The organism is Rhodospirillaceae bacterium, from assembly GCA_016712715.1.
GTDB lineage: Bacteria > Pseudomonadota > Alphaproteobacteria > Dongiales > Dongiaceae > Dongia.
The window spans coordinates 1,067,661-1,081,571 of sequence record JADJQM010000003.1 but is presented as its reverse complement, the minus strand read 5'-3'; the positions used below and the strand labels follow the sequence as shown (position 1 = coordinate 1,081,571).

Here is a 13,911-nt window from a genome sequence, read left to right as displayed (position 1 = left end):
TCATGGCTCCCGGATGGCATGAGGTGGCGCTGCGTCTAGTGCCCAGGGGGCAAGATCGGCGCGGGTGATTCTGGCTTCCTGGTCGAGCCAGTCGAGGAACAATTGGATCTTGGGCTTGGCCAGGGCACCCGCGGTCATTGCCACCACCCAATCGGCGGCGGGAATGGCGGTGCGCAAGGGTGCCAGCAGGCGCCCGGCGTGGAGATCGTCGCCGGCCAGCACGAGGCTGCCGAGCGCGACGCCGATGCCTTGGCGTGCCGCGGCAACAAGTGCTCCTGAATCGCCGAAATTATAGCCGCGGACCGTGGCGGTCTCCGGCGATCCAACCGCTGTCAGCCAGCTTGGCCCGGTCTTCGCGCCGCTCGTCATGCAGCAACGGCCGCTGCAGCAGATCGTTGACCGAGTTGATCGGCGCCAAGGCGGGCGCGCAAAGCGGCGTCAGCAGGTCGGGAAAGAGATGGCGGCATTCCAGGCCTTGGAGGTCGTTATTCGCCGGCAGGATGGCGAGATGAATTTCGCCACGCACCGGCTCGAAGGTCTGCTCGTTGGAGAACAGCCAGATGTCGATCTCGGGATGCGCTGCCTTGAGGCGCGGCAGGCGCGGGATCAGCCAATGGGTGGCGAAATCGGGCCGCGTGTAGACGATGACCTGGTTGGGCTTGCGGTACTGTTCCAGCCGTTTCAACCCCAGTTCAAGCCGCTCGAAACAGTCGCGGGTCGTGATTTCCAGATCGCGCCCGGCATCGGTCAGCACGGCATTCCGGTGCAGCCGGTTGAACAAGGGCTGGCCCAACTGGTCTTCCAGCATGCGGATCTGGTGGCTGATGGCGGATTGGGTCATGCCAAGCTCGTCGCCCGCTTTCGAAAAGCTGCCAAGCCGCGACGCCGCCGAGAAAGCAGCGAGGGCGCGCATGGAAGGCAACAGGTTTCTCGGGTTTGACATGAGCAATTTCGATTAGAATGATAAAGATTCTGCGTTTGAGATATCAATAACTTAGCCAGTATAATCAGATGAAATCGAAGAATTCAAGCGGCAACAGAACGGAGATTGGCATGAGCAATTTCGATGTAGTTCGGATGCCGGCGGAATGGGAACCCCATGCCGGCTGTTTCATGGGGTGGCCGGGCAATGCCGAATCCTGGTCAGCCGACCTCGCTCTCGTGCGGCGGGACTATGCCGCCGTGGCCCATGCCATCAGCCGATTCGAGAAGCTGACCATGCTGGTCAATCCAGCCGATCTCGCCGGCGCCCGCGACCAGCTTGGCAGCGGCATCGAGCTGCTGCCGGTGCCGCTCAACGAACCATGGCTGCGCGACAGCGGGCCGAGCTTCGCGAAGAGTGCCGATGGCAAAGTCGCCGCGGTGACCTGGCGCTTCAACGGCTGGGGCGAATACAGCCCGGATTTCGCCCTCGATGCGCTGGTGGGTCGCGGCATTGCCATGCATCTGGCGGTGCCGGTGGTGAATTCGGCGCTTGCGATGGAAGGCGGCGCGCTTCATGTCGACGGCCGGGGCACGCTGCTCACCACCGAGACGGTGGTCTTCAACAAGAACCGCAATCCCGGCATCACCCGCGAAACGGCCGAGGCGGAGTTTGCGCGCACCCTCGGCATCACGAAAACCATCTGGCTGCCGGGTAACCCTTACGAGAAGGGCACGGACGGCCATATCGACGGCATCGCCTGTTTCGTGCGGCCGGGCGTTGTGCTGTTCGAGACCAGCGCATCCAGCCGGGCGGAAATGCGCGCGGTCACGGAAAAGAACCAGCGCGCCCTTGAGGGCCAGACCGATGCCGAGGGCCGCGCCCTGCAGTTCCTCTATGTAAGGGAAGCGCCGGATACCGGGCGCGGCACGGCGCAGGGCTGGGGCTATTCAACTTCCTACGTTAACTTCTACATCGCCAATGGGGCCGTCATCATGCCGAGCTTCGGCGTGAAGGAAGATGCGGCGGCCAAGGAGGCGATCATGGCCGCTTTCCCCGATCGCGAGGTGGTGCAGGTCGATATTTCGACCATCGCCTCAGGCGGCGGCGGCATCCATTGCATCACGCAGCAATTGCCTGCATGACGGTTAGGCGAGATCCTTGTCGGCTTCCGCGCCGGAAAGATCATCGGCGCGGCGCAGTTTGGGGAACCAGCGCATCCACAGCAAGGTGATGACCAGGATGCTGAGCCCGCCCAGGAAAGCCGCGGGAACCGTGCCGATGAGCCCGGCGGCACTGCCGGCGCGGAAGGCACCGAGTTCGTTGGAGGCGTTGACCAGCACGGAATTCACCGCATTGACGCGGCCGCGCAGCTGGTCCGGCGTCCACAGCTGCATCAGCACTTCGCGGATATAGACGCTGACCATGTCGGCAGCACCCATGATGGCCAAGGCCGCCACGGTGAGAATGAGGACGTCGGAGAGCGCAAAGACGATGGTGCCGAGGCCGAAGATGAGGACGGCAGCGAACATGATGTGGCCGGCCTTGCGGCGCACCGGATAGATGCCGAGATAAAGTGCCATCGCAAGGGCGCCGACGCCGATGGCGGCGCGCAGCACGCCCAGTTCAAACGGCCCCGCCACCAGGATATCGCGGGCATAGATCGGCAGCAGCACGACAGTGGTCCCGAAGAGGACCGCGAACAGATCGAGGGTCGTGGCACCCAGCACGATCTTTTCTTCCTTCATGTAGCGGAAGCCGCCCATGAGGGATTGCAGCACATTGCCTTCTTCCATCGGCTGCTGCGGCACCGGGCGGATGAAGAGGCTCGCCAGCAGGGCGATGGCGACCATCACCAAGGCGGTCACATAGGCCACAAGCGGCGAGATGCCATAGAGCAAGCCACCGATGGCCGGACCGGCGATGGAGCAGAACTGCCAGATGGCGGTCGAGCAACTGATGGCGGCACCGATCTCCTCGCGCTTCACCACGGTGGGCGCGAGGGCGCGCGAGGCCGGCGTCAGAAAGGCGCGGCCGGCACCGAGCAGGGCGAGCAAAGCGAGGATCGGCCAGATTTGCGACGTGCCCTTCACGGCCACGAGGGTGATGCCGAGGATCGCTACAAAATCGACCAGCATGCAGATGGCGATGATGCGGCGGCGGGAGTATTTGTCGGCAAAGGTGCCGGTCAGCATGACAAGGAACAGCACGGGCAGGAACTGCACCAGGCCGACAAGGCCGAGATCGAACGGATCGCGCGAGATATCGTAGATCATCCAGGCGACCGACACGGTCAGAATCTCGGCCGCCAGCGTGGAGAAGAAGGCGTTGGTTTCCAGGAACAGGAAATCCCTGTTGCGCAGCACAGAGATCATGGTGGGCTTGGCGGTCATCACGGGGAACTCGATCTGTCGATGCCGGCGGAGAGGGAACGAAGCCGGTTGGCGCGTATTGTGGTCTATTGGCCGCGTTGGCGGAAGTCCCCATTCCGCGCACCCTTAGCGAAAGTCAGCGATCGCATGCGTCATCTGCCCCGATCCACGGCGCCACTCTGGCTCAAGGTTGGCTACAGCCTGTTTGTGGCCGTTCTGGTGCCCGTCTATCTGGTGGATTATGGGCCTACGAACTTTCTCTATTTCTGCGACGTCGCGTTGCTGCTCACCGTCATTGGCCTGTGGTCCGGCAATGCGTTGTGGGTATCCGCCGGTGCCGTCGGCATCCTGCTGCCGCAGGCCGTCTGGATGGCGGATTTCATCGGCAGTGCCGTCGGCCTGCCGCTTACCGGCATGACCGCCTATATGTTTGACGATGGGTTGCCGCTGTTCACGCGCTTCCTGTCATTGTTTCATTTCTGGCTGCCGCTGCTGCTCTACCTGGTCTGGCGTTTCGGCTATGACCGGCGGGCGATCTGGCTGTGGTGGCCGCTGGCGACCGTGCTGATGGTGGTGAGCTATCTTTATGTGCCGCCACCCCCGGCGCCGGCCGGCAATCCGGGCCTGCCGGTCAATGTCAACTACGTCTATGGCCTGGGCGATGCGGCACCCCAGGATTGGATGCCGGCGAATATGTTTTTCGCGCTCATGCTGGTGGCGCTGCCGGTCGTGATCCTGTGGCCGACGCATTTCCTCCTGCGCTGGCTGTTTTCACCGCCGCAGGCGAAACAGCGGCGCCTGTTCAGCTAGCGTTGTGTTTGCGCGATACCGTGGCCTTCCTTGAGGCTAGCCGGCCTTGGCAGGGCGGGGCGTCGGGCGCGGCGCGGCCTTGCTTTCTTCCCCCTGGATTTCGAGACCGAGCTTCGCAGCCTTGCCCTCGAGGTCGTTCTGATCCTTGGGGCCAGCCTTGGCGAGGTCGTTCAGGGTTTTGCGATAGGCAGCAACCTTGGGTCGTTCAGCCATAGTGCATCTCCTTTTCTGATGAAAAGCCAACTGGTGCCGGGGGCGTTGGTTCCCCTGTTCGGCCCTATTCGACTGAAATGTTAAAAATCTCACATTTTTGGATTGACGCTCCGGCGCAAGGCGGCGCATGTTGCCCGGTGTGCCCATGCGAGAACCGCCGCCAAGGCGGCTGCAATCGGGTGCCAAGCCGCCAGGGAGTTGCCGCATCCATGTCGACCCGCAAGACAGAGCGTGCGAACGCACTGGCCGACGCCCTGGCCCGGCGCGGCGTGCTGCATCTGCGCGATGCGGCGGCACTGCTCGGTGTTTCGGAGATGACGGTGCGGCGCGATGTCGGCGCCATGCCCGACCGCTTTGCTTATCTGGGCGGCCATATCGTCAGCGCCGACGACATCGCCGGCGGCTATGAACTCGGCCGCGAGGCGGACAGCCATGCCAATGCAAAGGCCGGCGCCTGCGCCCATGCCCTCAAACTGATCAAGCCGGACGATACCGTGTTCATCGATTGTGGCTCGACGCTCGATCATCTGGCCCAGCAAATACCGGAGGAACTGAACGTCACTGTGATCTGTTACTCATTGAACGTGGCGGAGCGACTGGCGCAAAAACCGCACATCAGGATGATCATGCTGGGAGGGATTTATCACCCTGCCTCGGCCACCTTTTCCAGTGGCGACTGGCTGGAGCCGCTGGGGCGGTTCGGCATCAACAAGGCGTTCATCTCGGCCGGAGGCGTCGCCGTGGAGCGCGGTGCCAGCTGCTCACATTTCCATGAGGTGCCGATCAAGCAGAAGGCGATCGCCAGCGCCCAGGAGAGCCATCTGGTGGTGGATGCGAGCAAGTTCGGCACCATCAAGCCGGCCTATTTTGCGCGACTCTCCGATTTCCGCTCGATCATCACCGAAGACGGGGGAAAGGTGCCCGAAGCCTGAGAAAAGGGCAGGAGCCGAGGCTTGACGGGTTGCCGGCTCGATGTCATAAAGCGATCAGATTTTGGTAGAATGATAACAAGCGCCGGAAAACGACGCGTCGGATGGGAGGAAACCGCCAGGCTGGCCTTAGGGTCTGCCGGACACCTTTCGTCTGCCGCTTGCCCCGCGCTCTTCGCAAACGGTGTCGGCATGGCTGATCTCAAGATCGCGCCCATCGGTGGGTCCCAGGCGGTTCATGGCGCGGGACACAATGATGTGGCGCGTAATGTGGCGATGCCGCTCGATCTCGGCTGGGTACAGGGCGTGCGGGTCAACCTTTCCGCCGCCGAACGGCGCGTGGCAAGCCTGCCTGGCCGCCGCACTGTGAAGAAGGACGCCCAGGCGGCCTGGCTGCTGAAGGCCATCACCTGCATCGACCTCACCACCTTGAACGGCGACGACACCGTTGCGCGTGTGCAGCGGCTCTGCGCCAAGGCGAAGTCGCCGGTGCGCGCCGACATTTTGCAGGCGCTCGGCATGGCTGATCGCGGCCTTACCACGGGGGCGGTCTGCGTCTATCACCGCTTCGTGGCGACGGCCGTCGAAGCGCTTGCCGGATCGGGTATTCCGGTGGCGGCGGTGTCCACAGGATTCCCGGCGGGCCTGGTGCCCCATGACATCAAGCTCAAGGAAATCGAGGCGTCGGTCAAAGACGGGGCGCAGGAAATCGACATCGTCATCACCCGCGAACATGTGCTGACCGGCAATTGGCAGGCGCTCTATGACGAGATGCGCGACTTCCGCGCGGCCTGTGGGCCAGCGCATGTGAAGGCCATTCTCGCGACCGGCGATTTGAAGACCATGCGCAACGTGGCGCGGGCGTCGCTGGTCTGCATGATGGCGGGCGCCGATTTCATCAAGACCTCGACCGGCAAGGAAGGCGTCAACGCCACCTTGCTGGTGACCCTCATCATGATCCGCATGATCCGCGAGTATCAGGAACGCACCGGCTTCAAGATCGGCTACAAGCCGGCCGGTGGCATTTCAGCGGCGAAGGATGTGCTCAACTACCAGTTCCTGATGAAGGAGGAATTGGGGCGCCCTTGGCTGGAGCCCAATCTCTTCCGCATCGGCGCCTCGAGCCTGCTTGCGGACATCGAACGCCAGCTTGAACATCATGTGACCGGCCGCTATTCGGCCTATAACCGGCATGCCGCAGGATAAGACCATGAGTGTCGCCCGCTATTTCGACGAGATGTCCTATGGCCCGGCGCCGGAAGCCGATACGGAGGCGCGTGCCTGGTTGAAGCGCCATGAGGCGGGCTTCGGCCATTTCATCGGCGGTGCGTTCGTGAAGCCGGAAGGCGGCCAGTATTTCGATGCCGTCGATCCTTCGACCGGGAGCATCCTCGGCCGCGTGGCGCAGGGCGGCGCGGACGATGTCGAGAAGGCGGTCGCTGCCGCGCGGAAGGCCCAGGGACCCTGGGCGAAGCTCCCCGGCCATACACGGGCGCGGCATCTTTATGCGCTGGCGCGCGCGGTGCAGCGCAATGCGCGGCTGCTCGCGGTGGTCGAGGCCATCGATAACGGCAAGCCCATTCGCGAGACGCGCGATATCGACGTGCCGCAGGTGGCGCGGCATTTCTATTATCATGCCGGCTGGGCGCAATTGCAGGCGAGTGAGTTCGCCGACCAGGTGCCGGTGGGTGTCGTCGGCCAGATCATCCCGTGGAACTTCCCGCTCCTGATGCTCGCCTGGAAAGTGGCGCCGGCCCTGGCGCTCGGCAATACGGTCGTGCTGAAGCCGGCAGAATTCACCTCACTCACCGCCCTGCTGTTTGCCGAGATCGCCGCCGAAGCCGGCTTGCCGGCGGGTGTCCTCAATGTGGTGACCGGTGACGGCAGCACGGGGGCCACCATCGTTGGCCATGCCGGCATCGACAAGATCGCTTTCACAGGCTCCAGCGAGGTGGGCAAACTCATCCGCGAGAAGACCGCCGGATCGGGCAAGTCGCTGACCCTGGAACTCGGTGGCAAGTCGCCCTTCATCGTGTTCGATGATGCCGATATCGACGGCGCCGTCGAGGGTGTCGTCGATGCGATCTGGTTCAACCAGGGCCAGGTCTGTTGTGCGGGATCCCGCCTGCTGGTGCAGGAAGGCATCGCCGAGACGTTCCTCGCGCGTCTCAAGCGGCGCATGGCCACTCTGCGCGTCGGCATGCCGCTCGACAAATGCATCGACATGGGTGCCATCGTCGCACCGGTACAGCTGGAGCGCATCAAATCGCTGGTGGCGACCGGCGTCGCCGAGGGCGCTGACCTCTTCCAGCCCAATATCGACCTGCCCAAGGGTGGTTCCTTCTATCCGCCAACCTTGCTCAGCAATGTTCACACGGCGGCAACCGTGGCGCGGGAAGAGATCTTCGGCCCGGTGCTGGTCTCGATGACATTCCGCACGCCCGATGAAGCCGTGATGCTCGCCAACAACACGCGCTATGGCTTGTCTGCCAGTGTGTGGAGCGAGACCATCGGTCTTGCCCTCGACATCGCCCCCAAGCTGCAGGCCGGCGTGGTCTGGATCAATGCCACCAATTTGTTCGATGCCGCGGTCGGTTTCGGCGGCTACCGCGAATCCGGCTATGGCCGCGAGGGTGGCAAGGAAGGCGCCTATGAATACCTGAAACCGAAGGCCTGGAGCGGGCGCAAGGCACGCGCTGTCGGTGCGGAAGTTAAGGAAGAGGTTGCGGTTGGCGGCTTTGATACGCCGACCCTCGACCGCACGGCCAAGCTGTTCGTCGGTGGCAAGCAGGCGCGCCCCGACGGCAATTATTCGCGCACGATCCTGTCGCCCAAGGGTGCGAAGCTCGGCGAAGTTGGCGAGGGCAACCGCAAGGATATCCGCAACGCGGTCGCTGCCGCCCGTGGCGCCGAGGGCTGGGCGAAGGCCACGGCGCATAACCGTGCGCAGATTCTCTATTACTTGGCCGAGAATCTCTCCGCCCGTGCCGCGGAGTTCGCCGGCCGCATCGCCGCCATGACCGGTGTCTCCAAGGCCAAGGCGGATGCCGAAATCGAGGCCTGTATTTCACGCCTGTTCAGCTATGGCGCCTGGGCCGACAAATTCGAAGGTACTGTCCATACCCCGCCCTTGCGCGGCGTCGCTTTGGCGATGAACGAACCCATCGGCGTCGTTGGCGTGGTCTGCCCCGATGAAGCACCGCTGCTGGCTTTCATCTCGCTGGTGGCGCCCCTGATCGCCATGGGCAACCGCGTGGTCGCGGTGCCGTCGGAACGGCATCCGCTGGCGGCCACGGATTTCTACCAGATCATCGAGACATCCGATGTGCCGGCCGGCGTCATCAATATTGTGACGGGTGCCGCCAAGGATCTCACCAAGACGCTGGCCGAGCATGACGATGTCGATGCGCTATGGGTGTTCGGGACCAAGGAAAACGCGGCGATGGCCGAGAGATTGTCGGTCGGCAATCTGAAGCGCCTGCTGGTCGACCATGGTTTGCTGACGGACTGGTTCGATGGGCAAGCGGCCGAAGGGCCGATCCTGCTGCGCCATGCGGTGCAGGTGAAGAATATCTGGATTCCCTATGGCGAGTGAATAGAGTGACTGGAGCAAGCGGTCATCTAGAGCCGTGGACGTCGAAAGAGGGGGAGGAATAGCTCGTGCTGAAGAACATCAACCCGCTGTTGAATGCGGACATTCTCTTTGCGTTGCGTGCAATGGGCCATGGCGATCGCCTGGTTCTGTGCGACACCAATTTCCCGGCGGCCTCGGTTGCCAAGCAGACGGTCCTTGGTGGCCTGCTGCGGATGGACGGCGTCACCACCGCGGAGGCAACGCGCGCCATCCTCTCCTTGATGCCGCTTGATACCTTCATCCCGGACGCGGCGATGCGCATGGAGATCGTCGGTGCGCCTAAGGAAGTGCCGGCGGTGCAGCAGGAAGTGCAGGCCGAGATCGACCGTGCCGAGGGCAAGTCCTGGCCGCTGGTCTCGGTCGAGCGCATGGCCTTTTATGAACTCGCCAAGAAATCCTATTGCGTGATCGCCACGGGCGAGCGGCGCTTCTATGGTTGCTTCATGTTCACCAAGGGCGTCATTCCGCCCGATGCGCGGTAATCCTTCATGAGCGCGCAACAGGAAGGTGTCGTCATCCTTGGGATTTTCGTCGCCGATCTTGCCTTCATGGGCGATCGGATGCCGAAGATCGGCGAGACCATCGCCGGCTCCGGCTTCAAGATGGGGCCGGGTGGCAAGGGGTCGAATCAGTCGGTGGCGGCAGCGCGGGCCGGAGCCAAGGTGACGTTCATTTCCAAGATCGGCCGCGATACATTCGGCGAGATCGCGCAGAAGACCTGGAAAGATGAAGGCATCAACGCCCAGGTGGGCCTGTCCGATACCGATCCAACCGGCGTCGCCTTCATCTACGTCAACGACAAGACCGGCGAGAATGCGATCATCGTCTATCCCGGTGCCGCCGGGACCCTGTCGCCGGCCGATGTCGATGCGGCAGCGGCACAGATTCGCGGTGCCAAAGTCTTTGTGACGCAATTGGAACAGCCTGTGGCGGCGGCGCAACGGGCGCTCGAAATCGCCAAGGCGGCCGGCGTCATCACCATCTTCAATCCGGCGCCGGCCGAACCCTTTCCGGCAGCATTGTTTCCATTGTGCGACTATATCGCGCCCAATGAGAGCGAAGCGGCGGCCCTGGTCGGCTTTGCACTCGACAGCCTCGATGATGCGCGCCGCGCCGGCGACGCCCTCCTGGCGAAGGGGGCCAGAAACGCACTGATCACGTTGGGTGAGCGAGGCGCCTTGCTGCACTCCAGCACAGAGTCGATCCACGTGCCGGCCGTGGCGGCCGGGACGGTGATCGATACGGCTGGGGCCGGCGATGCCTTTGTCGGTGGTTTTGCCGCTGCGATTGCCGATGGCACAGCGCCCGCCGAAGCTGTACGCTTTGGTTGTACAGTTGCTGGCCTTTCCGTCACCAAGCGGGGCACGGCGCCAGCGATGCCGTCGCGGGCCGAAATCGACGCGATGCTGGCAAAAAAAAGATGATTGGGTAGGCCAAGATGCGCAACGATCCGATCAAATATTTCTTCATCTGGCCGGCACTGCTTGTCGTGCTGGCGATTGCGATCTTTCCGCTGATCTATTCGCTCACCACCAGCTTCATGAGCTTCCGCCTGGTGCCACCGACGCCACCGCGTTTCGTCGGCCTCGAGAATTACGGCAATCTCCTCATCAATCCGCGTTTCTGGCAGGTCACCTGGACCACCAGCATCATCGCCTTTGTCTCGGTCGCCATCCAATATGTGCTGGGCTTCGCGGTCGCCTTGGCGCTGTTCGCCAAGGTGCCCGGCGAAAAGCTGTTCCGTGTCGGCTTCCTGTTGCCGATGCTGATCGCACCCGTGGCCGTGGCACTCATCGCGCGCCAGATCTTCAATCCGACGGTGGGGCCGCTCAATCATTTCATGACGTCGCTGGGCTTCCCCAATCTGCCCTTCCTCACCGAGACGCATTGGGCGATCGGCGCGCTCATCACCGTCGAGGTGTGGCAATGGACGCCCTTCATCATCCTGATGCTGCTGGCCGGCCTCGCCACCTTGCCGGATGATGTCTATGAGGCGGCGGCGCTGGAGAACGCGTCGTCCTGGCGACAGTTCTGGGACATCACCTTCCCGATGATGCTGCCAATCTCGGTCGCCGTCGTGTTCATCCGCCTGATCGAGAGCTACAAGATCATCGATACGGTGTTCGTCATGACCGGCGGCGGGCCAGGCATCTCGACCGAGACACTGACCTTGTTCGCCTATCAGGAGGGCTTCAAGAAGTTCAACCTCGGCTACACCTCTGCCTTGTCGTTCCTGTTCCTGATCGTCATCACGGTGATCGGCGTCGTCTATCTCGCAATCCTCAAACCCTATCTGGCGAAACATAGATGAGCATCCGCACCCTCAAAGGCGCGCCGCGCCAGTTCGCTTTGCTCGGCTGTCTGCTCTGGGCATTGTTCACCCTTGTTCCCGCTCTATTGGGTGGCGGTGACCTCGTTCAAGACGTCGATCTCGGTGGTGGGTGGTGCCACCTACCTTCCCTTCGTCGATTTCGAACCGTCGCTGCAGGCCTGGCGGGAGTTGTTCTCCGGCGAGCGCGGCGAGTTCTTCAACAATGTCATCGCCTCGACCGTGATCGGCCTTTCTTCGGCTGTGCTGGCGACAGCGATCGGCGCGATGGCTGCCTATGCGCTGGTACGGTTTCCCTTCAAGGTCAAACTCGCCTCCGGACTCGCGTTCTTCTTTGTGGCACTTAGCGGCTATCTGCTGGGCCATTACGTGTTGGGTTTCGGCCGCGCCGCCTCGATGCTGATCGCCTTCATCGTCGCCCTGGCGGTATCGCTGGTGACCAACCGGTTGCGCGTGCCGGGGCCGGTGCTGGGCAATGAGGACATCATCTTCTGGTTCGTCAGCCAGCGCATGTTCCCGCCCATCGTGACGGCCTTCGCGCTCTTTCTCATGTACACCGAAGTGGGGCGCATGGGCTTCAAGCTGGTCGACACCTATGTCGGCATGGTCTTGGCCTATATCGCCTTCAGCTTGCCCATCGTGGTCTGGCTGATGCGCGACTTCTTTGCCGCCCTGCCGCTCGAAGTGGAAGAGGCGGCGATGGTTGATAACGTGCCGAGCTGGCGCATCTTCACCGGTATCGTGTTGCCGATGTCGGTGCCCGGCCTCATCGCCACCTTCATGATTACCCTGGCCTTCGTCTGGAACGAGTTCCTGTTTGCACTCTTCCTTACCAATGCCAAATGGCAAACCCTGCCCATTCTCGTCGCCGGCCAGAACAGCCAGCGCGGCGACGAATGGTGGTCCATTTCCGCCGCCGCCCTGGTTGCCATCATTCCGATGATGATCATGGCGGCGCTCTTGAGCAGGCTCATGCGGTCCGGCCTGCTGCTCGGGGCCATCAAGTGATCGCCCCTACCCGAGTTCAACTGTCCAAGTTCACTGACGACCGATGATTGCCAAACCAATTAACAACGAAGCCAACCAACAACTAAGAGAGAGAATGGGAGCCACAACATGAGGAAGATGCTGCTCGGAGCGACGGCGATGATTGCGCTGTCGGTCACCTTGAGTGCCTGCGGCGAGGAGAAGAAGGAGGAGGCGGCAGCCACTTCCAACACCACCGCAACCACTGAAGCCGCCCCCGCACCGGCGGCGACGGAAGCCACCAACCAGACGGCGGCGGCGCCGGCGACCGGTGCCTGCCAGCCGGATTACACCGGCGTCACGCTGACCGCCGCCTCGCAGACCGGCCCCTACATCGCCTCGGCCCTGCAGACCGCGGGTGAAGCCTGGGCCAAGAAGACCTGCGGCAAGGTCAATGTGGTCGAATTCCCCTGGTCGGAACTCTATCCGAAGATCGTGACCTCGCTCTCCTCCGGCGAAGCCAATTTCGATGTGGTGAGCTTCGCCCCGGCGTGGTCGCCTGACTTCACCGATTATCTCTCGGAAGTGCCCGAAGCGATGCGCAAGGGTGCCGCCTGGGATGACATCGCGCCGATTTACCGCGAGCAGCTGATGGTGTGGAACGGCAAGACGCTGTCGCAGACCATCGACGGCGACGTCCATACCTATACCTATCGCATCGACCTGTTCGAAGATCCGAAGGAGAAAGAGGCGTTCAAGGCCAAGTCCGGCTACGACCTCGCTGTGCCGCAGGATTGGAAGCAGTATCTCGACATCGCCGAATTCTTCACGCGCCCGGATCAGGGGCTGTGGGGTACGGCGGAAGCCTATCGTCGCGGCGGCCAGCAATTCTGGTTCTTCTTCAGCCATGCGGCGTCCTACACCAATATCCCGGGCCAGAAAGGCGCCATGTTCTTCAATCCGGAGACCATGGATGCCGAGATCAACAACCCGGGCTGGGTCCGTGGGCTTGAGGAATATGTGAAGTCCTCGAAGCTGGCGCCGCCCAACGCGCTCAACTTCTCGTTCGGCGAAGTGAACGCGGCCGTGGCCGGTGGCCAGGTGGCGCAGTCGATCGGCTGGGGTGATACGGGTGTCATCGCCGCGGATCCGAAGCAGTCGAAGATCTCCGGCAAGGTCGGTTCGGCCGTGCTGCCGGGTGCCACCGAGATCTGGGACTACAAAACCAAGGAATGGAAGAAGTTCGATAAGGTCGTCAAATCGCCGTTCATGGCGTTCGGCGGCTGGCAGGCGGCGGTTCCCGCTTCCTCCAAGAACCAGGAAGCGGCCTGGAACTATATCGAGTTCCTCTCCAGCCCCGAGGTCTCGGGCCAGGCGGCGATCACCGGCGGTACCGGTGTCAACCCCTACCGCATCTCGCACACGACCGATCTTGCGCTGTGGTCGAAGCTGTTCAGCGAGCGTGAGGCCAAGGAATATCTGGGCGCCCAGGCAGATTCGCTGGCGGCCGAGAACGTGGTCCTCGACATGCGTCTGCCGGGCTACTTCTCCTATACCGAAGTCGTGGAGATCGAACTCTCCAAGGCTCTGGCGGGTGAAGTCACGGCGCAAGCTGCGCTCGACACCGTGGCCAAGGAATGGAATCGTCTGACCGACGAATTCGGCCGCGACAAGCAGCTTGCCGCCTATCGCGCTGCGATGGGTCTGCCGGCGAAGTAAGCTACCGGATCCCGCTC

The 13,911-nt window shown here is 62.7% G+C and carries 13 protein-coding genes and 1 pseudogene; 10 read left to right on the top strand and 4 right to left on the bottom strand.

The features are described 5' to 3' along the window. Positions 1-369: a hypothetical protein gene (locus tag IPK59_22735; GenBank protein ID MBK8161446.1), complete on the bottom strand. Its 369-nt coding sequence runs from the start codon at positions 367-369 to the stop codon at positions 1-3. Continuing rightward, positions 290-943 carry a LysR family transcriptional regulator gene (locus tag IPK59_22730; protein MBK8161445.1) on the bottom strand — a complete coding sequence of 218 codons (654 nt, stop codon included), beginning with the start codon at positions 941-943 and terminating at the stop codon, positions 290-292. Before IPK59_22730 ends, IPK59_22735 begins: the two co-directional genes overlap by 80 nt. A gap of 110 nt (positions 944-1,053) precedes the next feature. Between IPK59_22730 and IPK59_22725 the strand changes: the two genes are divergently transcribed. Then, a complete protein-coding gene (locus tag IPK59_22725; GenBank protein MBK8161444.1) occupies positions 1,054-2,067 on the top strand; it encodes an agmatine deiminase family protein in 1,014 nt (337 codons plus the stop codon). A 3-nt stretch (positions 2,068-2,070) separates the two neighbouring features. On the opposite strand, the gene IPK59_22720 is transcribed toward IPK59_22725, so the two are convergent. After that, positions 2,071-3,315 (bottom strand): MFS transporter, encoded by a 1,245-nt coding sequence (locus IPK59_22720; protein MBK8161443.1) that lies wholly within the window; start codon positions 3,313-3,315, stop codon positions 2,071-2,073. 126 nt (positions 3,316-3,441) lie between these two features. Between IPK59_22720 and IPK59_22715 the strand changes: the two genes are divergently transcribed. Further along, positions 3,442-4,104 (top strand): hypothetical protein, encoded by a 663-nt coding sequence (locus IPK59_22715; GenBank protein MBK8161442.1) that lies wholly within the window; start codon positions 3,442-3,444, stop codon positions 4,102-4,104. A 36-nt stretch (positions 4,105-4,140) separates the two neighbouring features. Here IPK59_22715 and IPK59_22710 read toward each other — a convergent pair whose 3' ends face one another. After that, the gene (locus tag IPK59_22710; GenBank protein ID MBK8161441.1) at positions 4,141-4,317 is read right to left on the bottom strand and encodes a hypothetical protein; all 177 of its coding nucleotides are present in this window, start codon (positions 4,315-4,317) and stop codon (positions 4,141-4,143) included. A gap of 209 nt (positions 4,318-4,526) precedes the next feature. Between IPK59_22710 and IPK59_22705 the strand changes: the two genes are divergently transcribed. From IPK59_22705 to IPK59_22670, 8 genes and pseudogenes are all read left to right on the top strand, one after another. Then, positions 4,527-5,249 (top strand): DeoR family transcriptional regulator, encoded by a 723-nt coding sequence (locus IPK59_22705; GenBank protein ID MBK8161440.1) that lies wholly within the window; start codon positions 4,527-4,529, stop codon positions 5,247-5,249. Positions 5,250-5,438: 189 nt separating this feature from the next. Next, positions 5,439-6,452: a deoxyribose-phosphate aldolase gene (gene deoC / locus IPK59_22700; GenBank protein MBK8161439.1), complete on the top strand. Its 1,014-nt coding sequence runs from the start codon at positions 5,439-5,441 to the stop codon at positions 6,450-6,452. Between the two features lie 4 nt (positions 6,453-6,456). Continuing rightward, positions 6,457-8,841, top strand: a complete 2,385-nt coding sequence (locus tag IPK59_22695; protein ID MBK8161438.1) for an aldehyde dehydrogenase family protein — start codon at positions 6,457-6,459, stop codon at positions 8,839-8,841. A gap of 65 nt (positions 8,842-8,906) precedes the next feature. Further along, positions 8,907-9,362: an RbsD/FucU family protein gene (locus tag IPK59_22690; protein MBK8161437.1), complete on the top strand. Its 456-nt coding sequence runs from the start codon at positions 8,907-8,909 to the stop codon at positions 9,360-9,362. 6 nt (positions 9,363-9,368) lie between these two features. After that, on the top strand, positions 9,369-10,304 hold the full coding sequence (rbsK, locus tag IPK59_22685) for a ribokinase (protein ID MBK8161436.1): 936 nt from the start codon (positions 9,369-9,371) through the stop codon (positions 10,302-10,304). A gap of 14 nt (positions 10,305-10,318) precedes the next feature. Further along, positions 10,319-11,191 (top strand): sugar ABC transporter permease, encoded by an 873-nt coding sequence (locus tag IPK59_22680; protein MBK8161435.1) that lies wholly within the window; start codon positions 10,319-10,321, stop codon positions 11,189-11,191. Further along, a pseudogene (locus IPK59_22675) lies at positions 11,188-12,217 on the top strand (carbohydrate ABC transporter permease). Before IPK59_22680 ends, IPK59_22675 begins: the two are co-directional and overlap by 4 nt. Positions 12,218-12,355: 138 nt before the next feature. Next, the gene (locus IPK59_22670) at positions 12,356-13,894 is read left to right on the top strand and encodes an extracellular solute-binding protein (GenBank protein ID MBK8161434.1); all 1,539 of its coding nucleotides are present in this window, start codon (positions 12,356-12,358) and stop codon (positions 13,892-13,894) included. Positions 13,895-13,911: the final 17 nt, after the last annotated feature.